This window comes from Actinomadura miaoliensis, from assembly GCF_039536785.1.
Lineage (GTDB): Bacteria > Actinomycetota > Actinomycetes > Streptosporangiales > Streptosporangiaceae > Spirillospora > Spirillospora miaoliensis.
Genome location: NZ_BAAAZG010000020.1, coordinates 62,885 through 87,357, shown reverse-complemented (window position 1 = coordinate 87,357; position 24,473 = coordinate 62,885). Strand labels below are relative to the sequence as shown.

At 72.3% G+C, this 24,473-nt stretch carries 21 protein-coding genes; 8 read left to right on the top strand and 13 right to left on the bottom strand.

All coding sequences use genetic code 11. The features are described 5' to 3' along the window. Window positions 1-13 precede the first annotated feature (13 nt). Window positions 14-1,282 carry an ABC transporter substrate-binding protein gene (locus ABD811_RS17345; protein WP_344948250.1) on the bottom strand — a complete coding sequence of 423 codons (1,269 nt, stop codon included), beginning with the start codon at window positions 1,280-1,282 and terminating at the stop codon, window positions 14-16. 262 nt (window positions 1,283-1,544) lie between these two features. Here ABD811_RS17345 and ABD811_RS17340 point away from each other — a divergent pair, with 262 nt between their 5' ends. Together ABD811_RS17340 and ABD811_RS17335 are read left to right on the top strand one after the other, a co-directional pair. After that, window positions 1,545-2,642, top strand: coding sequence for an alcohol dehydrogenase catalytic domain-containing protein (locus tag ABD811_RS17340; RefSeq protein ID WP_344948502.1), 1,098 nt, complete (start codon window positions 1,545-1,547; stop codon window positions 2,640-2,642). 63 nt (window positions 2,643-2,705) lie between these two features. Continuing rightward, complete coding sequence (locus tag ABD811_RS17335; protein ID WP_344948247.1) at window positions 2,706-3,254, top strand: DUF4870 domain-containing protein; 549 nt, start codon at window positions 2,706-2,708, stop codon at window positions 3,252-3,254. Window positions 3,255-3,268: 14 nt separating this feature from the next. On the opposite strand, the gene ABD811_RS17330 is transcribed toward ABD811_RS17335, so the two are convergent. Further along, on the bottom strand, window positions 3,269-4,099 hold the full coding sequence (locus tag ABD811_RS17330; RefSeq protein WP_344948244.1) for an LLM class F420-dependent oxidoreductase: 831 nt from the start codon (window positions 4,097-4,099) through the stop codon (window positions 3,269-3,271). 156 nt (window positions 4,100-4,255) lie between these two features. Here ABD811_RS17330 and ABD811_RS17325 point away from each other — a divergent pair, with 156 nt between their 5' ends. The 3 genes from ABD811_RS17325 to ABD811_RS17315 all read left to right on the top strand — a co-directional run bounded on the left by ABD811_RS17325 (window position 4,256) and on the right by ABD811_RS17315 (window position 7,374). After that, a complete protein-coding gene (locus tag ABD811_RS17325) occupies window positions 4,256-5,095 on the top strand; it encodes an alpha/beta fold hydrolase (RefSeq protein ID WP_344948242.1) in 840 nt (279 codons plus the stop codon). Next, window positions 5,092-6,342 carry an LLM class flavin-dependent oxidoreductase gene (locus ABD811_RS17320; RefSeq protein ID WP_344948239.1) on the top strand — a complete coding sequence of 417 codons (1,251 nt, stop codon included), beginning with the start codon at window positions 5,092-5,094 and terminating at the stop codon, window positions 6,340-6,342. Before ABD811_RS17325 ends, ABD811_RS17320 begins: the two co-directional genes overlap by 4 nt. A gap of 150 nt (window positions 6,343-6,492) precedes the next feature. After that, window positions 6,493-7,374, top strand: a complete 882-nt coding sequence (locus tag ABD811_RS17315; protein ID WP_344948236.1) for a TIGR03619 family F420-dependent LLM class oxidoreductase — start codon at window positions 6,493-6,495, stop codon at window positions 7,372-7,374. On the opposite strand, the gene ABD811_RS17310 is transcribed toward ABD811_RS17315, so the two are convergent. After that, window positions 7,375-8,034, bottom strand: a complete 660-nt coding sequence (locus ABD811_RS17310; protein ID WP_344948234.1) for a cyclase family protein — start codon at window positions 8,032-8,034, stop codon at window positions 7,375-7,377. 61 nt (window positions 8,035-8,095) lie between these two features. Between ABD811_RS17310 and ABD811_RS17305 the strand changes: the two genes are divergently transcribed. Both ABD811_RS17305 and ABD811_RS17300 read left to right on the top strand, forming a co-directional pair. Continuing rightward, window positions 8,096-8,926, top strand: a complete 831-nt coding sequence (locus ABD811_RS17305) for a HipA family kinase (RefSeq protein ID WP_344948232.1) — start codon at window positions 8,096-8,098, stop codon at window positions 8,924-8,926. Beyond that, window positions 8,926-9,303 (top strand): DUF3037 domain-containing protein, encoded by a 378-nt coding sequence (locus ABD811_RS17300; protein ID WP_344948229.1) that lies wholly within the window; start codon window positions 8,926-8,928, stop codon window positions 9,301-9,303. The genes ABD811_RS17305 and ABD811_RS17300 overlap by 1 nt, the downstream gene beginning before the upstream one ends. A 141-nt stretch (window positions 9,304-9,444) precedes the next feature. On the opposite strand, the gene ABD811_RS17295 is transcribed toward ABD811_RS17300, so the two are convergent. The 10 genes from ABD811_RS17295 to dxr form a co-directional block, all read right to left on the bottom strand. After that, window positions 9,445-10,368 carry a hypothetical protein gene (locus tag ABD811_RS17295; protein ID WP_344948226.1) on the bottom strand — a complete coding sequence of 308 codons (924 nt, stop codon included), beginning with the start codon at window positions 10,366-10,368 and terminating at the stop codon, window positions 9,445-9,447. Between the two features lie 244 nt (window positions 10,369-10,612). Further along, complete coding sequence (locus tag ABD811_RS17290) at window positions 10,613-11,773, bottom strand: S8 family peptidase (RefSeq protein ID WP_344948224.1); 1,161 nt, start codon at window positions 11,771-11,773, stop codon at window positions 10,613-10,615. 207 nt (window positions 11,774-11,980) lie between these two features. Then, window positions 11,981-12,898 (bottom strand): hypothetical protein, encoded by a 918-nt coding sequence (locus tag ABD811_RS17285; RefSeq protein WP_344948221.1) that lies wholly within the window; start codon window positions 12,896-12,898, stop codon window positions 11,981-11,983. Between the two features lie 30 nt (window positions 12,899-12,928). After that, a complete protein-coding gene (locus ABD811_RS17280; protein ID WP_344948500.1) occupies window positions 12,929-13,771 on the bottom strand; it encodes a GNAT family N-acetyltransferase in 843 nt (280 codons plus the stop codon). Between the two features lie 85 nt (window positions 13,772-13,856). Then, window positions 13,857-15,488, bottom strand: a complete 1,632-nt coding sequence (locus tag ABD811_RS17275; protein WP_344948219.1) for an alpha/beta hydrolase — start codon at window positions 15,486-15,488, stop codon at window positions 13,857-13,859. A 151-nt stretch (window positions 15,489-15,639) separates the two neighbouring features. After that, window positions 15,640-17,217, bottom strand: a complete 1,578-nt coding sequence (locus ABD811_RS17270) for an alpha/beta hydrolase (protein WP_344948216.1) — start codon at window positions 17,215-17,217, stop codon at window positions 15,640-15,642. 98 nt (window positions 17,218-17,315) lie between these two features. Beyond that, window positions 17,316-18,914, bottom strand: coding sequence for an alpha/beta hydrolase (locus ABD811_RS17265; protein WP_344948213.1), 1,599 nt, complete (start codon window positions 18,912-18,914; stop codon window positions 17,316-17,318). A 498-nt stretch (window positions 18,915-19,412) separates the two neighbouring features. Continuing rightward, a complete protein-coding gene (gene ispG / locus ABD811_RS17260) occupies window positions 19,413-20,582 on the bottom strand; it encodes a flavodoxin-dependent (E)-4-hydroxy-3-methylbut-2-enyl-diphosphate synthase (RefSeq protein WP_344948210.1) in 1,170 nt (389 codons plus the stop codon). 135 nt (window positions 20,583-20,717) lie between these two features. After that, window positions 20,718-21,911 (bottom strand): M50 family metallopeptidase, encoded by a 1,194-nt coding sequence (locus ABD811_RS17255; RefSeq protein ID WP_344948207.1) that lies wholly within the window; start codon window positions 21,909-21,911, stop codon window positions 20,718-20,720. 52 nt (window positions 21,912-21,963) lie between these two features. Continuing rightward, entirely contained in the window at window positions 21,964-23,250 is a 1,287-nt protein-coding gene (gene dxr / locus ABD811_RS17250) for a 1-deoxy-D-xylulose-5-phosphate reductoisomerase (protein ID WP_425549422.1), read from the bottom strand. 219 nt (window positions 23,251-23,469) lie between these two features. Here dxr and ABD811_RS17245 point away from each other — a divergent pair, with 219 nt between their 5' ends. Then, complete coding sequence (locus tag ABD811_RS17245; RefSeq protein WP_344948204.1) at window positions 23,470-24,453, top strand: trypsin-like serine peptidase; 984 nt, start codon at window positions 23,470-23,472, stop codon at window positions 24,451-24,453. Window positions 24,454-24,473: the final 20 nt, after the last annotated feature.

Genomic DNA, 24,473 nt, shown 5'->3' with positions numbered 1-24,473 from the left:
TGGCGGGGACGGGTCACAGCGTGGTGTTGGTGAAGCAGCGCAGGTTCTGCGCGACGACGAACTTTCCGTCCCGCAGCCTGACCAGCGCGCCGCAGCCGTTGGGCTCGGTCTTGCCGGACGGGAACCGCACCCGCCCGAAGCCCCTGTTGTCGTAGGAGAAGTTCTCGGCGGCCGCGAAGAACGACTCGCGGGTGAGGTCCCTGCCCGCCTTCTCCAGCATCTTCAGGAACACGTCCGCGGTCCAGTAGCCGGTGGCGACGTGCTGGTCGAGCACGGCGTCGGCGCCGCCGGCCTTCCGCACGTCCGCCTTCATCCGGGCGACCTCGGGCGCGTCGGACTCGTAGGGCTCGAACTGCGGCGCGGCGTACACGCCGTCCAGGGCACGGGTGGTCTGCGGGTCGCGCAGCACGTGCGGGTCGTAGGACGTGGCGTCGGTGATCAGGCCCTTGTAGCCGGCCTTCTTCAGCGCCGCGTACAGCCCGGAGTTGAACTTGCCGCCCGCCATCACCGACACCACCACGTCGGGCGCCTTCCCGCCGGCGCTCTTCATGATCTTGTTGACGTAGGGCGACCAGTCCTGCGGCGGGGACTGGGCGGGCAGCGCGGCCGACGATCCGGCCAGCGCGAACCCGGCGGCGGTGAACGACCTGGAGATGGTCTGCACGCCGTACTTGCTGGCGGAGGAGTCGGTGGCCTGCACCCACACCGACCTGCCCCGGGCGCCGCCGAGCTGCGCGGCGATCTGGTTGCCCCACCAGGTCTGGGTGCCGTGGCCGGGACTGGGCGCCAGGCAGCCGTTGAAGCCGAACGCGCTGCGCTTGCCGCACCAGAACGGCCCGGTCGCCCAGCCCAGCCACGGCACGCGCTGCCGTTCCAGGAACTCGGCGCCGCCGAACTGCGGGGCGCTGACCGGCACCAGCGCGAACACCTTCTCCTTCTGGACGAGCTTCCGGGCGGCCGCGGCGCCCTTGTCGGGGGTCATGCCGTCGTCCTCGACGCCGATGAACTCGATCTTGCGGCCGTGCACGCCGCCCTCGGCGTTGGCGCGGGCGAAGCGGGCCTTGGCGCCCAGCTCGGCGCCGCCGGTGGAGTAGCCGGTGGCGCTGGTGACGGTGAGCACGCCGCCGACCTTCACCGCGTCGTCGGTGACCCCGGCCGCGCCGCCGGACCCGCCCGGGGACGCCTCGTTGCTCGTCGCGCAGCCGGTCAGAAGGGTCAGCATGGTGAGCGCGGCGGCGGGGACGGCCGCGGACGGGGAGCGGAGCGTGGGAGTGGTCTTCATCGCGCGCCTCCGGGCACGGGTCGGCGTGGACGAGCCGTGGCAGCCGCGCCCCCGCCGTCCGGGATGTGATCCCCCGTGCGGCCCCCGACGAGGCAAAACTACCTAGCGCTCGCTTGGGCGTGAGCGTAAGTTGGCCGGTCGGAACGTGTCAACGGCGAGTTCCCGAAGCCGGCCGCCGGAACGGACATGCCTGGACGCTCGACCAAGCAAGTGCTTGGTGTTAGCGTGCTGCGCGGAGGTGAGCGACGTGGCGAGCACGGTGATGCGCGCGGCGCTGCTGCGGGAGTTCGGCGCCCCGCTGCAGGTGGCCGAGGTCGAGGTCCAGGCCCCCGGAGCGGGCGAGGTGCGGGTCGCGGTGGCCGCGTCCGGCGTCTGCGGCTCCGACCTGAAGGCCCTGGACGGCAAGAGCCCGGTCGTGTCGCATCTGCCGTGCGTGCTCGGCCACGAGAGCGCGGGCGTGGTGGAGGAGGTCGGCCCCGGCGTCACCGCGGTCCGGCCCGGCGACCACGTGATCGTCGCGATGAACGGGCCGTGCGGGCGCTGCCGCGACTGCGCCCGCGGCCGGGCGCACCTGTGCTCGGGCCCCGCCCGCCTGGCCGCGATCATGGGCACGATGCCGGACGGGAGCACCCGGCTGTCGGCGGACGGCCGCGCCGTGCGGCCCTACATCGGCATCGGCGCGTTCGCCGAGAAGGTCGTGGTCGCCGAGGCGATGTGCGTCAAGGTCGCCGAGGACGCGCCGCTCGACCTGCTCGCGCTGACCGCCTGCGGCGTGGTCACCGGCGTGGGCGCGGTGCTCAACACCGCGCGGGTCGAGCCCGGCGCCAGCGTGCTGGTGGTGGGCTGCGGCGGCGTCGGGCTGAACGTGGTCCAGGGCGCCGTGCTGGCCGGGGCCACCACGATCATCGCCGCGGACGTGGTGGACGCCAAGCTCAAGCTGGCCGAGGAGTTCGGCGCCACGCACACGCTGCCCGCCGGCGACCTGCCGCGCCGGGTCGGCGAGATCGTCCGCGGCGGCGTCGACTACGCCTTCGACGTCACCGGCGTGCCGCGGGTGCTGACCGAGGCGTTCGCCGCGACCCGGCGCGGCGGCACCACCGTCATGGTCGGCAGCCCCGCCGCCGACGCCGACCTGCGCCTTCCCGCCGGGCAGCTGTTCGCGTCGCGGCGGCTGATGGGCACCCAGGGCGGCGACGCCGTGCCCGCCCGCGACCTGCCCCTGCTGGTCGACCTGTACCGGCGCGGCCGCCTCAACCTCGCGGGCCTGGTCAGCGAGCGGGTCCCCCTGGAGGAGATCAACGAAGCGGTCGCACACGTACGGTCGGGCGCCGTGGCCCGCTCCGTCATCGTCTTCGGCTGACGCATGCGGTGACGGTGGGCTCGTATAGATTCCTCCTGACCTCCCGCAGGCGAGAGGAACGACGTGAACGACCAGCCGCCGCCGCACCACTCCCCCTATGGGCAGGCGCCCGGAGCGCCCCCGCCCCCCGGATACACGCCTCCCCCCGGGTACGGCTCTGGCCCCGGGGCCGGAAACCCCTACGGCGGGGGACCCCAGCCGCCGTGGGGGTACGGGCCGCCCGGAGTCCCCCCGAACCCGCAGGGCCCGGTCAGGTCGGATGACACCACCTGGGCGCTGATGTGCTACGTGCTCACGATCGCGGTGGGCTTCCTCGGGCCGCTGGTGCTGTATTTCGTCAAGAAGAACGAGTCGCCGTTCGTGCGGCACCATGCCGCGCAGTCACTCAACATGCAGATCACCTACCTGCTGCACGTCATCATCGCGCTGGTGGTCGGCGGGGTGCTCGCGCTGGTGTTCCAGCATCCGGCGCCGCTGGTCATCGTCTTCGTGCCGGTGCTGCTGTTCCACATGGTCGCGCAGTGGGTGCTGCTGATCCTGGGCGCCGTCCGCGCCAACCAGGGGGTCGCCAACCGCTTCCCGACGTGGCTGTGCTTCCGGATGGTGCGCTAGCACCGCGCGGAGCGTCAGCGGTCCAGGTAGGCGGCGGCGTAGTCGTCCAGGACGGCCAGCACGGCGTCACGGCCGCCGGCTGGGACGCGCAGCACCACCTCGTCGATCCCCAGCGAGGCGTAGTAGTCGAGCTTGCGCGCGGTCGGCAGCGTCCCGAACGGGACGACCCGCGCCATCGCGCGCCCGGCGGCCTCGCACGCCTCGCGCAGGGCGGGCAGTGCCTCGCGCACGCCCGCCCCGCCGATCGGCATCCATCCGTCGCCGTACTCGGCGACGTGCGCGAACAGCGTGGGGCCCGGCGCCCCGCCCAGCAGCACCGGCACGCGGCCGGCGGGCTTGGGCCATGACCAGCAGGGCTCGAACGACACGAACTCGCCCTTGAAGGACGCCTCGTCCCTCGTCCACAGCTCGCGCATGGCCAGCATGTGCTCGCGCACGACGGCCCGGCGGCGCGTCCAGGGCACGCCGTGGTCCTCGGCCTCCTCGGCGTTCCAGCCGTAGCCGACGCCGAGCACGACGCGTCCGCCCGAGATCCGGTCCAGCGTGGCGACGGCCTTGGCGGTCACGATCGGGTCGCGCTGGGCGGGCAGGCACACCCCGGTGCCGAGGACGATCCGCTCGGTGACCGCAGCGGCGGCGGCCAGCGCGACGAACGGGTCGGGCGTGCGGGCGTACTCCTCGGGCAGCGCGTCGTCCCCGGTCGGCGGGGGCGTGCGCCGCGAGACCGGGATGTGCGTGTGCTCGGGCAGGTAGAGCGACGCGAAACCGCGCTCCTCGGCCGCGCGGGCCAGCTCGTGCGGCGCCACCGTCAGGTCGGTGGCGAACATCGTGATCCCCAGCCGCATCCGCGTGCTCCCCTCCTGAACCGGATTCTGTTCCGATCTCCCCGGCCCACGTTACACAGCCTAACCAAGCGATTGCTCGGGTATCGGCGATTGATGTAGCGTGCGCTTGTTCGGGTTCGACGGGACCGCCGTCCGGACGGATCGATCGGAGGGGCCATGCCTTTCGCGGAGCTCGGCGAGGTCCGCCTGTTCTACACCGACGACGGACCGTCCGCCGCGAACGGCGTCCCCCTGCTGCTGGTGCACGGCTTCGGCGCCGACTCCCACGACTGGGTGCCGCACCTGCCGCACCTGGCCGCCGAGCACCGCGTCATCGCCCCCGACCTGCGCGGCCACGGCTACTCCTCGGCGCCCGAGTCCGGGTACCGGCCGCGCGACCTGGCCGCCGACCTGGTGCGCCTGCTGGACCACCTGGACGTGCCGCGCGTCACCGCGTTCGGGCACTCCATGGGCGCCCTGGTGGTCAGCGCGCTCGCCGTCGAGCATCCCGGCCGGGTGCGCGCCCTGGTCTGCGTCGACCCCGGATACGGGCAGCCGCCGGAGATCGCCGCCGCGTTCCCCGCGATGATCGAGGGACTGCGCACCGACCCGTACGGCACCGCGCTGGCCAACGACGCCTGGTGCTACACCCCCGCCTCGCCGCCGTGGCTGCGCGAGTGGCACCGGCGCAAGATCCTCGGTACGTCGCCGCGCGCCCTGGCCGAGGCGTTCGCCGGGATGTACACCGGCGACGACCAGTTCGGCGTGCGTCCCGCCGCCGACGCCTACCTGGCCCGCCGCGCCTGCCCGGTGCTGTCGTGCTGGTCGCACGCCCAGGCCGGGTCCGCCGACTGGGAACGCGGCCTGTTCAAGCATCCCGCCTCCCGCGCCCTGGCCTGGCCGGGCGGCGGGCACCGGCTGCACGCCGAGCGGCCGGCGGAGTTCCTGCACGTCGCCACCGCCTGGCTCGCCGAACTCGACAGGCTCGACACGCTCGACAAGGAGATGCCCGCGTGAAGTTTGCGATCATGATGAACCCCCAGATCCCCGGATCCGGGTACGCCGCCGAGGAGAACGCCAAGGCCCGGCGGCCGATCGGCCGCGACGTCGAGTCGTACCAGAAGCTGCTGGACGAGGTGCGCGACATCGCCGTGCACGCCGACCAGATCGGGTTCGACGCGCTGATGATGACCGAGCACCACTTCCATTCCGAAGGGTTCGAGTTCTCGGTCAACCCGCTGATGTTCCTCACCGACCTGGCCGCCCGCACCGAACGGATCCTGCTGGCCCCGCTCGGGCTCGTCCTGCCCGCCTGGGACCCGATCCGCGCGGCCGAGGACGTGGCGCTGCTGGACCACTTCTCCAAGGGCCGGCTGCGCCTGGGCGTGGCGCGCGGCTACCAGAACCGGTGGATGAACGTGCTCGGCCAGCGCTGGAACACCGCCGCGGCCCGCTCGGACGGCTCGGCGTCCGACACCCGCAACTTCGACGTCTTCGGCGAGATCCTGAAGATCATGAAGCTGGCGTGGACGCAGGACTCGCTGCGCTACAAGAGCGACGTGCTGGACTACGAGATCCCGGCCCCGTTCAGCGGCATCGAGGGCTGGCCCGCCACCGAGTGGACCCGCGTGTTCGGCGCCCCCGGCGAGATCGACGACGACGGCGTGATCCGGTCGGTGTCGGTGTGCCCGCGCCCGTACCAGAACCCGCACCCGGAGCTGTGGCAGCCGTTCACCATCTCCGACCGGTCGGTCATCCGCTGCGCGCAGGAGGACATCCTGCCGTGGATGTTCACCCCCAACCCCGACGAGCACGCCAAGAAGGCCAGGCTCTACCAGGAGGAGTGCGCCAAGGCCGGACGGAACTACAGGCTCGGCGAGCACACCGGCATCCTGAAGGTCGTCGGCATGGCCGACACCAAGGAGGAGGCCGTCGAGATCTACGGCAAGGGCATGCAGAAGGACTTCGCCGCGTTCTTCGGCCCCTTCGGCTACCTGGAGGTGCTGCGCAAGAAGGAGGACGACCGGCACCAGCCCATCTCGCCGGAGAAGGGCGACTTCAACCGCATGAGCGAGGTGGAGCTGGCGCTGCTGGGCACCCCGGACGACGTCAAGCGCGGCATCCAGCGCATGCTCGACCGCATGCCCGACCTGGAGTGGTTCGGGCTGTTCATGCAGGGCCAGCAGGGCGTGCTGCCGACCGACACGGTCAAGCGCAACCTCGAGATGTTCGCCACCAAGGTCATCCCCGAGTTCCAGGACTGACCGACTGACCGGCACCCGTAACGGAGCGCAGCGGAGTGTAGGGATGCCGGTCAGTCTCGGGGGGTTGAAGGGGGTCGTCCCCCCAGGGTTACGCGGGCCCCGGTCCCTTCCGGGGCCCGGCGCGGGAGGCCGCCGTGGAAGGAGACGCGCATGGAGTTCTGGCTCGGGGCCGCGTTCGTCGACACCCACGAGTTCGTTCCGCTGGCCAAGGCGGCGGACCGGCTCGGATACGCCACGGTGGCGGTGTCGGACCACATCTTCTACACCGACTACCAGTCCGCCTACCCCTACAGCGACACCGGCGCGCCCCCGTACAAGCCCGACACGCACTGGCCGGACGTGTGGGTGACGATAGGCGCGATGGCCGCCGTCACCGAACGGGTCCGCTTCGCCACCAACGTCTACATCGCTCCCGCCCGCGACCTGTTCACCGTCGCCAAGGCGGTGTCCACGGCCGCCGTCCTGTCGGGCGACCGCACGATCCTCGGCCTGGGCGTCGGATGGTGCAAGGACGAGTTCCTGCAGACCGGGCAGGACTTCCACACGCGCGGCAGGCGCCTGGACGAGATGATCCCCGCCCTGCGGACGCTCTGGCAGGGCGGGACGGTCGAGCACCACGGCACCCACTACGACTTCGGGCCGCTGAGCATCGCGCCCGTCCCGGACCGACCCGTCCCCGTCTACATCGGCGGCGACAGCGACGCCGCCCTGCGCCGCGCCGCCCGCGTCGGCGACGGCTGGATCGGCAACCGCGTCTACACCGAGGACCAGCTCGCCGACCTGCTCGCCCGCCTCACGCGGCACCTGTCCGAGCACGGCCGCACGCTCGACGACCTCAGGGTGATCGCGCCGATCGCAGCCATGCCCAGCGCCGACCTCTACCGCAGATGGGCCGACCGCGGCGTCACCGGCACCATGGCCGCGCCCTGGTGGCTGGCCACCCCGGACGAGAAGGCCCGCCACGGCCGCACCCTCGCGCTCAAGCTCGCCACCATGGAGCGCTTCGCCGAGGAGGTCATCGCCAAGATGTGATCAGCCCACCCGGGCGACCGCGCGCACCGGCGCACCGTCCCCGTCCAGCCGCATCGGGAACATCGACACCTCGACGCGCCGCCCCGCCGCCTGCGCCTCCAGCAGCACGTCGAGGCCGGTGAGGTTCTCCGCGATCACGGCCCCGGCGCCGCACAGCGCACGGTGCGCGTCCAGCGAGAACGTCTCGTCGCCCGGCGGCGGCGTGCGGTCGACGCTGAGCGCGTCGATGCCCACCGTGCGGACCCCGGCCGCCACGATCGCCTCGGCCGTCTCCACCGCCGGGTACGGGTGCGCCAGGTACTCCTCGGTCCCCCACCGCGCGGACCACCCGGTCGCGATGAGCAGCACCACGCCCGGCGCCAGGCCGTCCGGCAGCGCCTCGGGGCCGATCGCGGTACGGGGTGGCAGCCCGCGCGCGTCCATGACCACCGCCGGGCCGGTGAACCGGCCGAGCGGCACCTCGTCCAGGCGAGGCCACGCGTCGTCGACGTGGTACGGCGCGTCCACGTGCGTGCCGGACTGCGACCCCATGTGCACCCGCTGCACGTTCACGCCGTCCCGCGCCACCGTCAGCGCCCGGCCGATCTCCACCTGGGGATCGCCCGGGTACACCGGCATTCCGGTCACGACGGGCACCGACAGGTCCACGAGCGTCGCCATACGCCCATCCTTCCAGCCGCCCGGTGCCCCGAACGGTGCCCGCACCGGATAGCGTGATCGCGTGTTGCCGCTCGTGACCGCCATCAGATACGTGACGCCCCTGCGGGAGGGCGGATCGCTGCCCGGCGTCGTCGAGGCCGACGACCTCGGCACCTACGTCATGAAGTTCACCGGCGCCGGGCAGGGCCGCAAGGCCCTGGTCGCCGAGGTGATCGCCGGGGAGCTGGGCCGCCGCCTCGGCCTGCGCGTCCCCGACCAGGTGATCATCGATCTGGATCCGGTGATCGGACGGCACGAGCCCGACCCCGACGTGCAGGACCTGCTCAAGGCCAGCACCGGCTGGAACCTCGGCGTCGACTTCCTGCCCGGCTCGCTCGGCTTCGACCCGCTCGGCTGGACGCCCGACGCCGGGTTCGCCTCCCGGGTCCTGTGGTTCGACGCGTTCATCGGCAACGTGGACCGCAGCTGGCGCAACCCCAACATGCTGGTCTGGCACGGCGACGTGTGGCTGATCGACCACGGCGCCAGCCTGTACTTCCACCACGCCTGGGCCAACGCCTCCCGCGTGTTCTCCGGTCCGTACGACGTGGACGACCACGTCCTCACCCGCTACGCGACCGGCCTGGCCGACGCCGAGGCCGAGTTCGCGCCCCGTATCACCGAGCCCCTCCTGCGGGAGATCCTCGGCCTGGTGCCCGACCGCTGGCTGGACGGCGACCCCAACTTCGACGGCCCGGACACCGCCCGCGACGCCTACGTCGAGCTGCTGCTCGCCCGCGCCGCCAACCCCCGCGACTGGCTGCCGCAGCTGGACGTCGCGCACCGCCGGCCCGACACCGGAACGCGCCGCGGCGAGAAGCGCCCGAGCTGGCTGGGCGGGGGTGGCTCCTGATGAGCACCGTCTTCGAGTACGCGACGCTGCGCGTCGTGCCCCGGGTCGAACGCGGCGAGGCCATGAACGTGGGCGTCGTCGTCTACTGCCGCGCCAAGGACTTCCTGGGCTGCCGGACGCACCTGGACGAACGCCGCCTGCTCGCCCTCGACCCGTCCCTCGACCTGGACGGCGTCCGCAAGGCCCTGCACGCCGTGGACGCCCTGTGCTGCGGCGGCGAACGCGCCGGCCAGGCCGCCGAGGAACCCCCCGGCGGCCGCTTCCGCTGGCTCACCGCCCCGCGCAGCACCATCGTCCAGCCGGGCCCCGTCCACGCCGGCCTCACCGACGACCCGGCCGCCGAACTGACCCGCCTCCTCGACCTGCTCGTCAAGTAACCGCGCAAAAGCCGCCGCGTTGGCGCGATGCCGCATCCGCACAACCACGCGCCGTACCGCATCCGCACCGCGAGCGCGCCACCTGCGGGTGAAGCGAGCCGCCAGGCGAAGCTTCACCCGCAGAACGCGAAGCGATGAACACTACGTCCATTCCCAGCGGATGCCGTGGTAGCCGGCGGCCATGCCGAACTCGATGAAGTGGACGCTGTGGTAGGCGGACATGCGCAGGTCGGCCGAGTCCTTCAGGGCCGTGTGGGCGTCGGGGCGCCAGGTGCGGTAGCAGCGGGCGGGCAGGGCGGACGGGTGGAAGCGCACCTCGATGAGGTACTCGTGCTGCGGGGTGCGGAAGCCGCGGCCCTCCTCGGTGACAGGCGGGCCGCCGGTCTCCTCGAAGCCGAACCCGTACTCCAGCAGGTACGTCTCGCCGCGGCCGAGGGCCCGGTCGAACAGCAGCTCGGCGGCGATCAGGCCGCTGGCGCCGTCCATGCGGACGCGGCCGAAGCGGCAGCCGTGCGCGCTGCGGGAGGTCGGCAGGACGCCGTGCGGGTGATGGTAGACGGCGATCCAGCGGTCGGCGCCGCGCTGCTGGGCCTGGAACACCGCGCGGGTGCGCACCTCGCGCAGCTCCCCCTCGGGGCCGAGGACGTACTGGTCGTGCAGGCTGAGCCCGGTGAGCTGGCGTTCGCCGCGCTCGCCGATCTCGTCCACCAGGTCGCGCACGCCCGGCTCGGGGCACAGCGCCTCCACCGGCAGCCAGGGGCCGGCCGACCGTTCGGCGGTCGGCTTGAGCAGGGTGAGCAGGGAGTGGCGCGGCAGGCCGAGGATGACCTCAAGCGCCCGCACCGCGCGCAGCGAGTCGGCGCGTTCGGGGCGGGTGCGGCCGCGCTGCCAGTAGCTGAGGGTGGACAGGCTGACCGCGATGCCCTGGTCCTCCAGCCGTCGCCGCAGGGCCTCCAGGCTGAGCCCGCGCGCCTGGATCGCCGCGTGCAGGGCCACGTTGAACGGGCCGTACCGCAGCACCTGGACGAGGTCGTCCTCCGTCGTGACGCTCTGCACCGTCATCATCGGCCTCCGGTAGACAGGGCAACGGCCGCGCCCCCTGTCATCGGCCTTGACAACAGCAGTGAAAACCTCCGGGGTAACTGTAAGGCGACGGCCCGGCTTTTCCAACGGGCAACTTTCCACAAAAACAGGGACCCCGCGAGCCGCCGGAGCGGCTTCGCGGGGCCCGTGTCAGGGTCTGCGCGGCGGGGTTCCGTCACACGGAGTCATGCGCCGGACGCGCGGACACCTGGCGCTGGTCCACCCGTCACAGGGAGCGCTTGTTCAGCAGCAGGTTCGGGGTGCCGGCCGGGTTCCCGGTGATGACGCCGGAGGTGGCGTTGCTGGTCAGCCAGCTGCGGATGGTGCTGAACGACGCGTCGCCGTAGGTCGCCTTGTACAGGGCGGCGACCCCGGCCACGTGCGGCGTGGCCATCGACGTGCCGCTGATGGAGTTGGTGCCGCCGTTCAGCCAGGTGGAGGTGATGCCGGAGCCGGGCGCGTACAGGTGGACGCAGGAGCCGTAGTTGCTGTACGAGGCCCGGGCGTCGGTGCTGGTGCTCGCGGCGACCGTGGTGGCGTTGGCGGCGCTGGCCGGCGAGCGGTTGCAGGCGTTGGTGTTCTCGTTGCCCGCGGCGGCGGCCAGGAACACGCCGGCGTTGGCCAGGTTGTTGGCGGCCGTGTTGATGGAGGCGGAGTAGCCGCCGCCCAGCGACATGTTCGCCACGGCGGGCTTGACGTGGTTGCTGGCCACCCAGTTCATGCCGGCGATGACACCGGAGGTGGTGCCGCTGCCGCTGCAGTTGAGCACGCGCACGCCGCGCAGGTTGACCGACTTGGCCACGCCGTAGCTGGAGCTGCCGACGGTGCCCGCGACGTGGGTGCCGTGGCCGTTGCAGTCCTGGCCGTTGCCGCCGAGGGCGTCGTAGACGTTGGTGGCGCGGCCGCCGAAGTTGGAGTGCGCGGTGTAGATGCCGGTGTCGATGATGTAGGCGTTCACGCCCGCGCCGGTGGAGTTGTAGGTGTAGCTGTTCGACAGCGGCAGGTTCGTCTGGTCGATGCGGTCGATGCCCCACGACGGCGGGTTGGTCTGCGTGGCGTCGGCCTTGATGACGGCGTCCTGCTCGATGGACGCGATGCCCGGGGTGGTGCGCAGCTTGGCCAGCTGGGCGTCGGTGAGCTTGGCGGAGAAGCCGTTCAGCACCTTGCCGAAGCGGTACTGGGTGCGGATTCCGCGCTTGGAGACGGTCGAGTCGACCGAGACGCCCTTCTTGAGCGTCACGATGTACTGTCCGGCGACGCCCTGGCCGGAGGCCGCCATGGCGACGGGGACGGCGGGGGCGGCGGGAGCGGCGCCGGCGGGCAGGGCGCCCGCCATGGCCAGGGGAACGGCGGCGAGGACGGCGATGGGCAGGGTACGTCGTCTCATCGTTTCTCCGTGTGCGGGAGGACTGGGGAACCGATGAGATCCTCGTTTCGGGGCGGGACCCCCGTCAATGTTTTCGAGGGCACCCCGAATTTCACATCGAGCCCTCTGGATAACGATTGCATCGCGTTCACGTCAGCGACGTTTACCGGGATCCGCGTTTTCGGACGGCACGTTTCGAATGCGGCGACGTTTCGCGGGCCGGTTCGGTCAGTCCCATTCCCATTCGACGCCGAGGACGCCGCGCCGCACCGCCCCGGCGGCGATGTGGGCGCTTCCGGACGCGCCGATCCACAGCTCGCCGAGCCGTTCCCGAGGAGCGTCGCCGGTTTCCTGGAAGAAACCGTAGCAGCGCGCGGGAATCATTTCCTGATGAAACTGCACAACCGAAAGATAATCACGCACCGGGCGGTGGAAACGGCGCCGGTAGTCCGCCGCGGGCGGTCCGTCGGCGGGCAGGACGAGCTCGTATTCGACGACGGCGGTGTCCCCGGCCGCCAGGACGCGGTCCAGGACCAGCTCGAACGCCATCAGCCCGGCCTCGGCCCGGATCCGCCCGGCGCGACAGTACCGCAGCCCGGTCAGGTCGGCGCGCGGCGCTCCGTCCGCGGGGGCGTCCGCCGGGAGGGCGAGGGGATGGACGCACACGACGCGGTCGACGTCGTCGCCGATCGCGCGCAGCACCTCGCGCACCGACAGCGAGCGGGGACGGCGCGAGGCGTCCAGCCGGTACACGTCGTGGGCGCTGAGGCGTTCGAGCCGGTGGTCGGCCGAGCGGTCGAGCTGCCCGACGACGCGTGCGTACAGCTCGGGGTCGGGCCACAGGTCGGCGGCGGCACGCGCGCGGTCGGCGCGGTCGCTCCAGCCCGCCGCGCCGCGCCCGGCGACGGCGCCGCCCGGGCCCGGCGGCTCGTCCAGCAGGCCGGTGAGCGTCCCGGCGGGCACCTGCAGGATCTCCTCCAGCGCCGCCACGACGGAGCGGGACCGGGGCCGGCTGCGCCCGCGCTGCCAGTAGCTCAGCGTCGCCACGCTGACCGACACTCCGCGGCGGGCGAGACGGTGGCGTATGCGCTCCAGGGTCAGGCCGCTGCCCTGGATGGCCTGCCGTAACGCGCCGGCGAACTCCACGGCCGGATGCTAGCGGTCGGCGCGTCCCACTCAGAAAAGAATCGACATGAACGTGTCGACCTCCACAAAGCCGACACGCCGGTACGCGGCGCGCGCCCGCGCGTTGTAGTCGTTGACGTACAGCGTCACGGTCGGCGCGACGGTGCGCAGGCACTCCTCCACCAGCGCCGCCATGCCGCCCACCGACAGGCCGCGTCCGCGCAGGTCGGGCGGCACCCACACGCCCTGCACCTGGCACGCGTACGGGGTGACGGCGCCCACCTCGGCCTTGAACATGACCCGGCCGTCCTCGATGCGGGCGAACGCGCGGCCCGCGCGGATCAGCTCGGCGACCCGCGCGCGGTAGAGCACCCCGCCGTCCCCGGCGTGCGGGGAGACGCCCACCTCCTCGGTGAACATCGCCACGCAGGCGGGGTAGACGAGGTCGAAGTCGTCCATGCGCACCCGCCGCACGTGCGGGTCGGCGGGCACGGGCGGCATCGTCGAGGTCGACATGACCGGCTGAACGGACCGGATCGCCCGGGGCGGCCCCCAGTACGGTTCGAGGATCTCCCACATCTCGCCGACAGCGTCGATCGGGCCGACGATGGACGAGCAGCGGCGGCCCTGGGCGCGGGCCCGTTCAGCGAACGCCCGCACCGCGGCCGAGTCGGCGTTGACGGGGATGAGGTTGGCGCCCGAGTAGCACAGCGCGGTCGGGCGTCCGTCCCTCAGGTAGCCCCACATCTGCGCGCCGAGCCGGCCCGGGTCGAGCCCGGAGGCGTGCACGCGGGAACCGACGAAGACGTTGGCCACCGGGTCGGCGTCGAGGATGGCCAGCGCCTCGTCGCGGTGGCGGTCGTCGAGAACCCGCACCGGCAGCGACCCCAGCATGCGCATGGCCTTACCGGCCCCCTGAGGGCAGTGGCCGCCACGCGCAGGCCACGTTCGTCAGCACCACGTAACAAGCCTATGACGTTCACCGCCCGGCCGTGGCAACCGGCTCCCCTTCCGGCGTCCCTTCCGCGGGGCCGGTGCGGCGTTCCCGCCGCACGGTGCCGGCTTTGGGCGGGGGCGGAGCGGGGCACGCCAGGTCCGAGCCGGCGTGGGACGGCGGCAGCGCGCCGGTGGCGAGGTAGGCGGCCACGGCCTTGTCCACGCACCGGTCCCCGCTGAAGGTGACGCCGTGGTTTCCGCCGCGGACCTGCGTGATCAGCCGGGAGCGCGGGAACAGCCGGTGCGTCTCCAGCGCGCCGGCGTACGGGGTGGCGGCGTCCCCGGTACTGGCGACCAGCAGCATCGGGGGCAGCCCCCGCCTGTTTCGGACGGCGGGTTTCGGTCCCCCGGGCACCCGCCAGAAGGCGCACGGAGCGTTGTACCAGGTGTTGCTCCAAGTCTCGAAACGATAACCCTCGCGGTACAGCCGCGAGGCGTCGCGGTGCCAGCGGGCCCAGTTGCGGGGCCATGCCGCGTCACGGCACTCCACCGCGTTGTAGACGGTGTAGTTGTTCTGGTCCAGCCATGTCGGTTTGTGCCAGAGCTTGCCCAGCGGCTTGGGGTCGCGCCGTACGAGGTAGTCCGAGAGCGCGCGCGCGTGCGCCGGCCAGGTGCGGTTGTTGTAACCGTCGGTGAGGAACACGTCGTCCAGTTCGGACGGACCGACCCGGCCGTTGACGGGTTTGCGGGTGACCGCCCTGTGCACCTTGGCGTAGGACCGGGCCACGGCCTCACGGGTGCGTCCCAGCTTGTACGTCCTGTGGTTGCGGGCGATCCACGCGAAGAAGGACTGGATGCGGCTCTCGAACACGACGTTCTGGAAGAGGTTGCTGGGATACCACACGGCGCTCGGCCGGATCACGCTGTCGAGCACCATGCGCCGTACCCGGTGCGGATACATCGACGCGTACACCGCGCCCAGGTACGTGCCGTACGAGTAGGCGAAGTAGGTGACCTTCTTCTGGCGGAGGGCGGCGCGGACGTAGTCGATGTCGCGGGCGGAGTCCACCGTGCGCATGTACGGCAGGATCGAGCGGTAGCGGCGGGCGCAGTCGTCGGCGAATCGGCGGGCCCGGTTCTTCCAGGCGCGCTCCTCGGCGGCGCTGCGCGGCACGTAGGGGGCGCGGGGCCGTCCCGGGTCCTGGTACGTGCGGTCGCAGACGAGGGCGGGCCTGCTGCCGCCCACGCCGCGCGGGTCCAGGCCGATCCAGTCGTACTGCGCGGCCACCTTCTTGTCCAGGTTGCCGGTCACGAAGCGCGGCAGGTCGCGGGCGTGCGCGCCGGGACCGCCGCGGTTGAGGAGCACCACGCCCTGGAAGGTGCGGGAGGTGTGCCGGATCCGGGTCAGCGCGAGCCTGATCTTCCTGCCGCGGGGCCGGGCGTGGTCGAGCGGGACGGCCAGCGTGGCGCACTCCATGCCCCGCAGTGCGGTCTTCTCGACCGGGTCGTTGGCCGGGCAGGGGCTCCAGGACAGGCGCGGCGGCCGGGCGGTCGAGGCGGCCGCCGGGAGCGGCGCGAGCACGGTGAGGGCGAGGGCCGTGGCCGCCGCCGCGGCGGCGGCGCCCTTGCCGGTCCCGCCGACCGGCGCCCCGCCCGCAGAGAAGACAGTGAGCACCCCTCGTTATCTACCGGGCGGACGCGTCCCGGTCCGGGAGCGCCGGATCAGCGCGATTCCGCGCGATACACCGGCAAAGCCGACGCCCGCGGACCGGCCGTGCGGTCCGCGGGCGTCGTCTCACCCGAAGGCGTCCGGGATCAGTCCGGGATCAGGGACGGCCGATCAGCACGTCCTTGCCCTTGGGCGCCGTCGCGGCCTTGACCGCGTACGGGTTCGGGTCGTTCAGCCTGGGGTCGGCCTGGCAGGTGACGTCCGCGCCCTGGCCCGGCCTGCGGGCCGGCAGCGTCCCCGCGTTCAGGTACGCGGCGACCCGGTCGTCCAGGCAGGCGTTGCCGTTGAGGGTGTTGCCGTGCGTCTTGCCGCCCTCCTCGGCGATCAGCCGCGCGGACGGGAACAGCTTGCGCATCTGCGGGCCGCCCGGGTACGGGGTGGCCGCGTCCAGCGTGGACTGCACCAGCAGGAACGGGGGCACCTTCCTGCTCTTGTCGCCGACCTTGAACGCGCGTCCGCCCGTGGCGGGCCAGAAGTGGATCGGCGCGTTGAACCAGGTGTTGGACCAGGAGTTGAAGCGGATGCCGCTGCGGTATTGGCGGACGGCGTCGTTGTGCCAGGTCTTCCACTTCGGCGGCCAGGGGGCGTCCACGGCCTGCACGGCGTTGTAGACGGCGAAGCCGTTGTCGCCGCCGCCCTCGCTGACCCACTCCAGCAGCGGCCCGGCGTCCTTGTTCGTCGCCCACGCCGACAGCGCCTGGGCGAAGTAGGTGTAGTACACGGTGTTGTAGCCCGCGCTGAGCACGATGTCGTCCAGCTCGGACGGGCCGACCTTGCCGCCGATCGGGGACTTCTTGGCCTCGGCCCGGATCCGGTAGTACGTCGCCTCGACCTCCTTGGCGGTCGCGCCGAGGTGGTAGAGCGAGTCGTACTTGGCCGTCCACGCCCACCAGAGCTTCATGTTGCGCTCGAACGCCTCGTTCTGGTTGAGCTGGGACTGGTACCAGACGTCGCGGACGTCGACGTTGCCGTCCCACACCATCCGCTTGACGTTGCCGGGGAACAGCGTCGCGTACGTCGCGCCCAGGTACGTGCCGTAGGAGAAGCCGTAGTAGCTGATCTGCTGGGCGCCCAGCGCCTTGCGGATCGCGTCGATGTCGCGGGCCGAGTCGGTGGTGCGCATGTGCGGCAGCATCCAGCCGTACTTCTCACCGCACGCCTTGGCGTACTTCTTCGAGCGCGCCAGCCAGGCCCGCTCCTCCTTGGCGTTGGACGGCACGTAGTCGGGCCGCACCGGGTCGGAGTAGTCCGGCACGCAGCTCAGCGCCGGCTTGCTGGACTCCACGCCGCGCGGGTCGAACCCGATGATGTCGTACTTGGCGGCGACCTCCGGGGGCAGCCACGCGGCCATCCCGCCCGCCAGGTACAGCCCGGCGCCGCCGGGACCGCCCGGGTTGGCGAGCAGGACGCCCTGGTAGTTCGCCGTGTCGGTGGCCTTCACCCGGGACACCGCGATCGAGATCTTGCGGCCGTTCGGCTTGGCGTGGTCGAGCGGCACCTGCAGCTGGGCGCACTCGGCGTCGCGCAGGTACGCGCCGCCCGTCACGTCGGTGGGGCACGCGCCCCACGCCAGGCCGCCGGCGGCGGGACGCGCGGCCGCCGGGGACGCCGGGGACGCCGTCCCGGCGCTGGCGGCGACCGCGGTGCCGCCGACGCCGAGCGCAGCGGCGGACATGATCAATACGAGCCTTCTCAACGAACCCCCTCGGGAACGGGTTGGTCGGGGCAGAACAGGGCCCCGTTCCGGCGCGGGGAACGGGGCCCTGGGGCTTGTCAGCGGATCACCGCGACGTCGTCGGCGGCGGAGGCGTTCACCGCCGCCGAGACGGCGGCCGGGGTGGGGGCGGGGTTGGCCTTGCAGAACGCGTCAGCGCCCTTCCTGGAGGCGGGCAGCGTGCCGTCGCCCAGGAAGGCCGACACGTGGCCGTTCATGCACTGGTTGCGGTTGGCCGTGATGGAGGTGCCGTGGTTGTTGCCGCCCAGTTCCAGCACCATCCGCGAGGTGGGGAACAGCCGGTGCACCTCGTAGGCGCCGGGCAGCGGGGTCGCCGCGTCGTTCTCCGGCTGGACGATCAGGATCGGCGGACCGTCCCCGCCCGCCCCGATCCTCTGCGGGGTGGCGCCCTTGACCGGCCAGAACGCGCACGGCGCGTTGTACCAGGCGTTGCCCCACGTCAGGAAGGTGGCGCCCTGCCGGTACTGGCGCGAGTGGTCGGCGTGCCAGCGGCTCCAGTTCCGCGGCCACGGCGCGTCCTGGCACTCCACCGACGTGTAGACGGCGTAGCTGTTCTGGTCGAGCCAGGCGGGCTCGGCGAAGTTGTCGCGCAGCCCGGACGGGTCGTCGCGCAGCACCCAGTCGGCCAGCGCCTGGGCGTGCGCGACCCAGGTGTAGTTGCGGTAGCCGTCCGGCAGGAAGATGTCGTCGTACTCGGAGGGGCCGATCCTGCCGTCCACCGGCGCCTTCTTGATCTTCTCGCGCCCCTTGCGGAAGGCGGCCTCGACCTGCTCACCGGTCGTGCCGAGGTGGTAGACGGAGTTCCAGTCGGCGATCCAGTCGAAGAAGATCTCGGCGCGCTTCTGGAAGGCCTCGTTCTGGTCGAGGTTGTCGGCGTACCACACCCCGCTGGGCCGCACGACGCTGTCCAGCACCATCCGCTTGACGTTGCGCGGGAACATCGACGCGTAGACCGAGCCCAGGTACGTGCCGTAGGAGTAGCCGAAGTAGCTGGTCTGCCGCTGTCCCAGCGCGGCCCGGATGGCGTCCATGTCGCGGGCGACGTTCCGCGTGGTGATGTGCTTGAGCGTCGCGCCGTACCTGTCACCGCAGTCGTCGGCGAACGCCTTGGCCTTCTTCACCCACGCCGCCTCCTCGGCGGCGTTGCCGGGCACGTAGTCCGGCCTCGCCCTGCCCGGGTACAGGTAGCCGGGGTCGCACGCGATCTGCGGCTCGCTGGCCGCCACACCGCGCGGATCGAACCCGATCCAGTCGTACCGTGCGGAGATCTCCCTGGGCAGGCCGTTGGCGGGGTTGGTGAACCGCGTGGGCAGGTCGCGCCCGTACCCTCCGGGGCCGCCCCGGTTGAGCAGCACGATGCCGTCGTACCGCCTGGTGTCGGTGGCCCTGGCCCGGGTGAGCGCCAGCTTGATCGTCTTGCCGCGCGGATCCGCGTAGTCCAGCGGGACGCGCAGGGTGCCGCACTCCAGCCCCTTGAGCGCACCGCCCAGGAGCGGATCGTCGTCCGGGCAGGCCGTCCACGCGATCGCCGGCCGCACCGGCGCGCCCGCCCCCGCCGATGTCTCCGCCGATGCCGCCGCCGCGGTGCCGGCGAGCCCGGTGCTCACCGCCGCGGTGATCAGTACGAGTCTCCTCACGGATCCTCCCTCGGTCCGCGCGGGCTCCCGATGGAGCCCACCAAGCGGAACAACGGAGAAATATTGACGATCGGGACATGTACGACGGGAGATCCAACGGCGAGTGATGCACAATCGTGACGAATCCCGAAAACTCCGCGAACCACCCCCTTTTTCCGGCCCCCCGTATCCACGCGACCGGGCGTCCAGGGGTTGAGCCGGTGCGCGGGCTCACGCGCATGGGTGGTCGGCGCCGGCGGTCGCCCGGCGCAAGGTGCTCAGGGGCGAAGGGCTGGGCGTGGCGGAGGCGCCATGAAAAGGACCCGGGAGCGGGTTTCTACGGCGGTGGTCACGCGCATTCACCGCCGGGGCGCGGGAGTGCGCCGGGCGGGAGGTAGGTGACAAGCGCCGGAACCACGCGGGCGGCCAGCGTGGAGCGAGGGGGGCGGGGCGGCGGAGCGCCCGAGATGTCGTGGGTGTGGGTGTGCGCGGGCGCGTGGGGCGCCCGCGCGCGGGAGGTCAGTGGACGGTCACCTGCGGGGCGGCGGAACCGTCCTCGTCGATGTCGATGCCCATCTCCTCGGCGAGGCGCATGGCCTCCTCGATCAGGGTCTCGACGATCTGCGCCTCGGGGACGGTCTTGATGACCTGGCCCTTGACGAAGATCTGGCCCTTGCCGTTGCCGGAGGCCACGCCGAGGTCGGCCTCGCGGGCCTCGCCGGGACCGTTCACCACGCAGCCCATGACGGCCACGCGCAGCGGGACGGGGAAGTCCTTCAGACCGGCGGTGACCTCTTCGGCGAGCTTGTAGACGTCCACCTGGGCGCGGCCGCAGGACGGGCAGGAGACGATCTCCAGGCCGCGCTCGCGCAGGCCGAGCGACTCCAGGATGGCGATGCCGACCTTGACCTCCTCGACCGGAGGGGCCGACAGCGACACGCGGATGGTGTCGCCGATGCCCTGCGACAGCAGGGCGCCGAAGGCGACCGCGGACTTGATGGTGCCCTGGAACGCAGGCCCGGCCTCGGTGACGCCCAGGTGCAGGGGGTAGTCGCAGCGCTCGGCCAGCAGGCGGTACGCCTCGACCATCACCACGGGGTCGTTGTGCTTGACCGAGATCTTGATGTCGCGGAAGTCGTGCTCCTCGAACAGCGAGCACTCCCACAGCGCCGACTCCACGAGGGCCTCGGGCGTGGCCTTGCCGTGCTTGGCCAGCAGGCGCTTGTCGAGGGAGCCGGCGTTGACGCCGATGCGGATCGGCACCCCGGCGTCCTTGGCCGCCCTGGCGATCTCGCCGACCTTGTCGTCGAACTTCTTGATGTTGCCGGGGTTGACGCGGACTGCGGCGCAGCCCGCCTCGATGGCGGCGAACACGTACTTGGGCTGGAAGTGGATGTCGGCGATGACCGGGATCGGGGACTTGCGCGCGATGGCGGGCAGCGCGTCGGCGTCGTCCTGCGACGGCACCGCGACCCGCACGATCTGGCAGCCGGACGCGGTCAGCTCGGCGATCTGCTGCAGCGTGGCGTTGACGTCGGCGGTCAGCGTCGTCGTCATCGACTGCACCGACACCGGCGCGTCGCCGCCGACCGGCACGTTCCCCACCATGATCTGCCGCGACCTGCGGCGCGGCGCCAACCGGCGCGGTTCGTCGCCGCGGACCGTCGGAATACCGAGTGAAACGCTCATCCCTCTCCTTTACCTCGCCCTCCTACCCTAGGCGGCGCGGGCGAATGGAAAGGCTCGACCGGGTGTCGAATGCCCGGTGAGTGGTGATGTCATGACCGATCCGATACTTTGTGTGACCGGATGTGGACGTTCCGCTCACCGCGGCAACCGCAGGGGGTTGACCAGGTCGGCGAGGATGAGCAGCAGGCCCAGCCCCACCAGCAGCATGACGGCCAGATAGGTGACGGGCAGGAGCTTGGTCATGTCGACGGTGCCGGGGTCGGGGCGGCCGCGGGCGCGGGCCACCCGGGCGCGGGCGCGTTCGTAGCCGACGACGGCCAGGTGCCCGCCGTCCAGCGGCAGCAGCGGCAGCACGTTGAGCGCGCCGAGGAAGATGTTCAGCGAGACCACCAGCGACAGGAACAGGGCGATCTTGTCGCGCCAGGAGGCGTGCGCGGAGAAGATCTGCCCGGAGATGTCGGTGGCGCCGACGACGCTGCCGACCTGGCCGCCCGGGGTGCTGGCGCGCTCGGGTGAGAACAGCTTGGGGATGGCGGCGGGCAGGTCGACCACCACCTGGCCGATGCCGGCGAGGGTCTGGCCGATGCCGGCGACGGCGAACTCGGCGGCGCCGAGCGGGCCGGTGCGCCGGTAGTCCTGGCCGACGACGCGCGCGGAGACGCCGACGAACGGCCTGCCCTCGACCTGCGCCGGACGCAGCGGCACGGTCATCTGCCCGTCGCCGCGGCGCACGACCACGGGGACGGCCTGGCCCGGCCTGGACTCCCCGATGGCGGCGCGCAGCCGCGCCCAGTCGCTGACGGGCGTGCCGTTGTAGGACACGACGCGGTCGCCGGGGCGCAGGCCGGCGGCGGCGGCCGGGGAGGGCGGGCGGCCGGGTCCGCACGGCTGCCGCAGGGCGGCCGGGACGCAGGCGGACACGTGGGCGACCGTGGTGGTGGCGGTGCCGGGCTGGCGCACCCCCACGGCCATCGCCAGCACCATGAGCAGGACGAAGGCGAACACGAAGTTGGCGACCACCCCGGCGGCGATCACGACGACGCGGCGGGAGGCGGGCTGGCGGTAGAAGGCGCGCGGACGGTCGGCGGCGGGCACCGGCTCCAGCGGCGTGTAGCCCACGATCCGGACGAAGCCGCCCAGCGGCAGGGCCTTGACGCCGTACTCGGTCTCCCCGACGCGCCGCGACCACAGCGTCGGGCCGAAGCCCACGAAGAACTGGGTGGCCTTCATCCCGAACCGCTTGGCGGTCAGCAGGTGGCCCGCCTCGTGCAGCATCACCGACACCAGCAGCGCGACCACGAAGGCGATCGCGCCGAGGAGAAAGGCCATCGCGCTCCTTCCCGCGGCGGGGCGGGCCCGGGACCCCGGGAAGGAGCGGCCGTCAGCCGTCGCGTGCGGTCAGCTCGCGCGCCCTCGCCCGTGCCCATGCGTCGGCGGCCAGCACGTCGTCCAGCGTGAGCCGGGCCTGCGGTCCGCCCGTGTCGTGCTCCTCCACTACCCGCGCGACGGTGTCGACTATCCCCAGGAACGGCAGGCGGCCCGCGCGGAACGCCTCCACGCACTCCTCGTTGGCCGCGTTGTAGACGGCGGGGGCGGTGCCGCCGCGCTCCCCCACGCGGCGGGCCAGCGCCACGGCGGGGAACGCCTCGTCGTCGAGGGGGAACAGCTCCCAGGTGTGGGCGCGGGTCCAGTCGACGGCGGGGGCGGCGTCCGGGACGCGCTCGGGCCAGTCCAGGCCGAGCGCGATCGGCAGGCGCATGTCGGGCGGGCTGGCCTGGGCCAGGGTCGAGCCGTCCACGAACTCCACCATCGAGTGGATCACCGACTGCGGGTGCACCATGACCTCGATGCGGTCCATCGGGACGTCGAACAGCAGGTGCGCCTCGATGACCTCCAGGCCCTTGTTGACCAGCGTGGCGGAGTTGATCGTGACGACCGGGCCCATGTCCCAGGTGGGGTGGTCGAGGGCCTGCTCGGGGGTGACGTCGGTCAGCTCGGCGCGGTTGCGGCCGCGGAACGGCCCGCCGCTGGCGGTCAGCACCAGCCGCCGCACCTCGGCGGCGCGGCCGCCGCGCAGGCACTGGGCCAGCGCGGAGTGCTCGGAGTCGACCGGGACGATCTGCCCCGGCCGGGCGCGCTCGGCGACCAGCGGGCCGCCGACGATCAGCGACTCCTTGTTGGCCAGCGCGAGGGTGCGGCCCGCGTCCAGCGCGGCCAGGGTGGAGGCCAGGCCGAGCGCGCCGGTCACCCCGTTGAGCACCACGTCGCACGGCCAGGCGGCCACCTCGGCGACGGCCTCCGGGCCCGCCACGATCTTGGGGATGGCGTAGTCGCCGGAGGCGTAGCCGTGCCGCTTGGCCTCGGCGTAGAACGCCAGCTGCAGGTCCTGGGCGGCGGACGCGCGGGCCACGGCGACGACCTCGGGCCGGAACTCCAGGGCCTGCCGGGCCAGCAGGTCGACGCGGCCGCCGCCGGCGGCCAGCCCGGTCACCCGGAACCGGCCGGGGTTGCGGCGGATCACGTCCAGGGCCTGCGTGCCGATGGAGCCGGTGGAGCCGAGCACGACGACGTCGCGCGCGCCTGCGGCGCCCTCGGCGCCCCCGGCGGGCCCGTCGGCCGGGGCGGGGGCGGCGTTCGAGTCTGCGGTCACCCGTCCATTGTCGGCCATGGGCGGACGGTCCCGCGCGCGGCCGTCAGCGGCCGCGCCGCCCGCCCGCATCCCCGGGCTGAAAAGCGGTGACGCCCAAAGGTACGGATCCCGCCCCCGGCATTTGTGGAGTTATGCCACTAGTCCGGACATAGAAGGCGAAACTACCGTCCGCTCACAGGCGTACACCTCTTTCCCGATCCCTTTACCCCCCGTCTCCCCCCGATCTCCGGAGACCAGATGAAACGCCTTCTGCGCAACGCGGCCGTGGCCGCGGTGGGCGGCGCCGCGCTGGTGCCCCTGCTGACCGTCCCCGCGCACGCGTCCGCCCCCGCCGCTCCCCTCCTCCCGACGTCCCCCGGCCCGGTGGCCCGGGTGCAGGCGTCCGACAACTCAGAGCAGCAGCGCGTGCTGCGGTTCTGGACGACCGAACGCATGCGGTCGGCCGTCCCCATGGAGAAGCTGTTCAAGCCCAAGTACAAGAGAACCCTGGAACAGGTGCGGCGCGGGCTGGCCAAGGTGCTGCCTCCCTCCGCCCTGTCCATCCCCAACGGCGGCAGCCCCTGGAGTGGGGGCGGCAAGGTGACGCACACGGCGGGACGGGTGTTCTTCACCTATCAGGGCCGTACCGCCTCGTGCTCCGGGGACGCGGTGACGAGCGCCAACAAGAGCACCGTCATCACCGCCGGGCACTGCGTCAAGCTGGACGGGGCCTGGCACACCAACTGGGTGTTCGTGCCGGGCTACGACAACGGCGCCCGCCCCCACGGCACGTGGACCGCCAGCAAGACGCTCGCCACCCCCCAGTGGACGGCCAGCGAGGACCTCAACTACGACGTGGGCGCGGCCGTGGTGAACGAGCTCGACGGCCGCAAGCTCGTCGACGTCGTGGGCGGCCAGGGCATCGCGTTCAACCAGCCGCGCAGGCAGAACATGTACGCCTTCGGCTACCCGGCGGCCGACCCCTACGACGGGTCCGCGCTCATCTACTGCAGCGGCCGGTCCATCGACGACTTCCTGCTGAGCAACGACCACGGTCTCGCCTGCGACATGACCGGCGGGTCCAGCGGCGGGCCGTGGTTCATCAGCTTCGACGAGTCCACGGGCACCGGCATCCAGAACTCGGTCAACAGCTTCAAGTACAACTTCCTGCCGACCCACATGTTCGGCCCGTACTTCGGTACGGACGCCCAGAACCTCTACAACGCGGCGCAGTCCTCGTAGGCCTCTCAGAGTCCGCTGGG

Excerpts from the sequence above, each read along its gene's own strand:
- ABD811_RS17290 (WP_344948224.1), bottom strand. The coding sequence starts at position 11,773 with ATGAGACGACGTACCCTGCCCATCGCCGTCCTCGCCGCCGTTCCCCTG.
- ABD811_RS17295 (WP_344948226.1), bottom strand. The coding sequence starts at position 10,368 with ATGATGACGGTGCAGAGCGTCACGACGGAGGACGACCTCGTCCAGGTG.
- ABD811_RS17245 (WP_344948204.1), top strand. The coding sequence starts at position 23,470 with ATGAAACGCCTTCTGCGCAACGCGGCCGTGGCCGCGGTGGGCGGCGCC.
- ABD811_RS17325 (WP_344948242.1), top strand. The coding sequence starts at position 4,256 with ATGCCTTTCGCGGAGCTCGGCGAGGTCCGCCTGTTCTACACCGACGAC.
- ABD811_RS17345 (WP_344948250.1), bottom strand. The coding sequence starts at position 1,282 with ATGAAGACCACTCCCACGCTCCGCTCCCCGTCCGCGGCCGTCCCCGCC.
- ABD811_RS17255 (WP_344948207.1), bottom strand. The coding sequence starts at position 21,911 with ATGGCCTTTCTCCTCGGCGCGATCGCCTTCGTGGTCGCGCTGCTGGTG.
- ABD811_RS17310 (WP_344948234.1), bottom strand. The coding sequence starts at position 8,034 with ATGGCGACGCTCGTGGACCTGTCGGTGCCCGTCGTGACCGGAATGCCG.
- ABD811_RS17300 (WP_344948229.1), top strand. The coding sequence starts at position 8,926 with ATGAGCACCGTCTTCGAGTACGCGACGCTGCGCGTCGTGCCCCGGGTC.
- ABD811_RS17340 (WP_344948502.1), top strand. The coding sequence starts at position 1,545 with ATGCGCGCGGCGCTGCTGCGGGAGTTCGGCGCCCCGCTGCAGGTGGCC.
- ABD811_RS17280 (WP_344948500.1), bottom strand. The coding sequence starts at position 13,771 with ATGCTGGGGTCGCTGCCGGTGCGGGTTCTCGACGACCGCCACCGCGAC.
- ABD811_RS17330 (WP_344948244.1), bottom strand. The coding sequence starts at position 4,099 with ATGCGGCTGGGGATCACGATGTTCGCCACCGACCTGACGGTGGCGCCG.
- ABD811_RS17270 (WP_344948216.1), bottom strand. The coding sequence starts at position 17,217 with ATGTCCGCCGCTGCGCTCGGCGTCGGCGGCACCGCGGTCGCCGCCAGC.
- dxr (WP_425549422.1), bottom strand. The coding sequence starts at position 23,250 with ATGGCCGACAATGGACGGGTGACCGCAGACTCGAACGCCGCCCCCGCC.
- ispG (WP_344948210.1), bottom strand. The coding sequence starts at position 20,582 with ATGAGCGTTTCACTCGGTATTCCGACGGTCCGCGGCGACGAACCGCGC.
- ABD811_RS17315 (WP_344948236.1), top strand. The coding sequence starts at position 6,493 with ATGGAGTTCTGGCTCGGGGCCGCGTTCGTCGACACCCACGAGTTCGTT.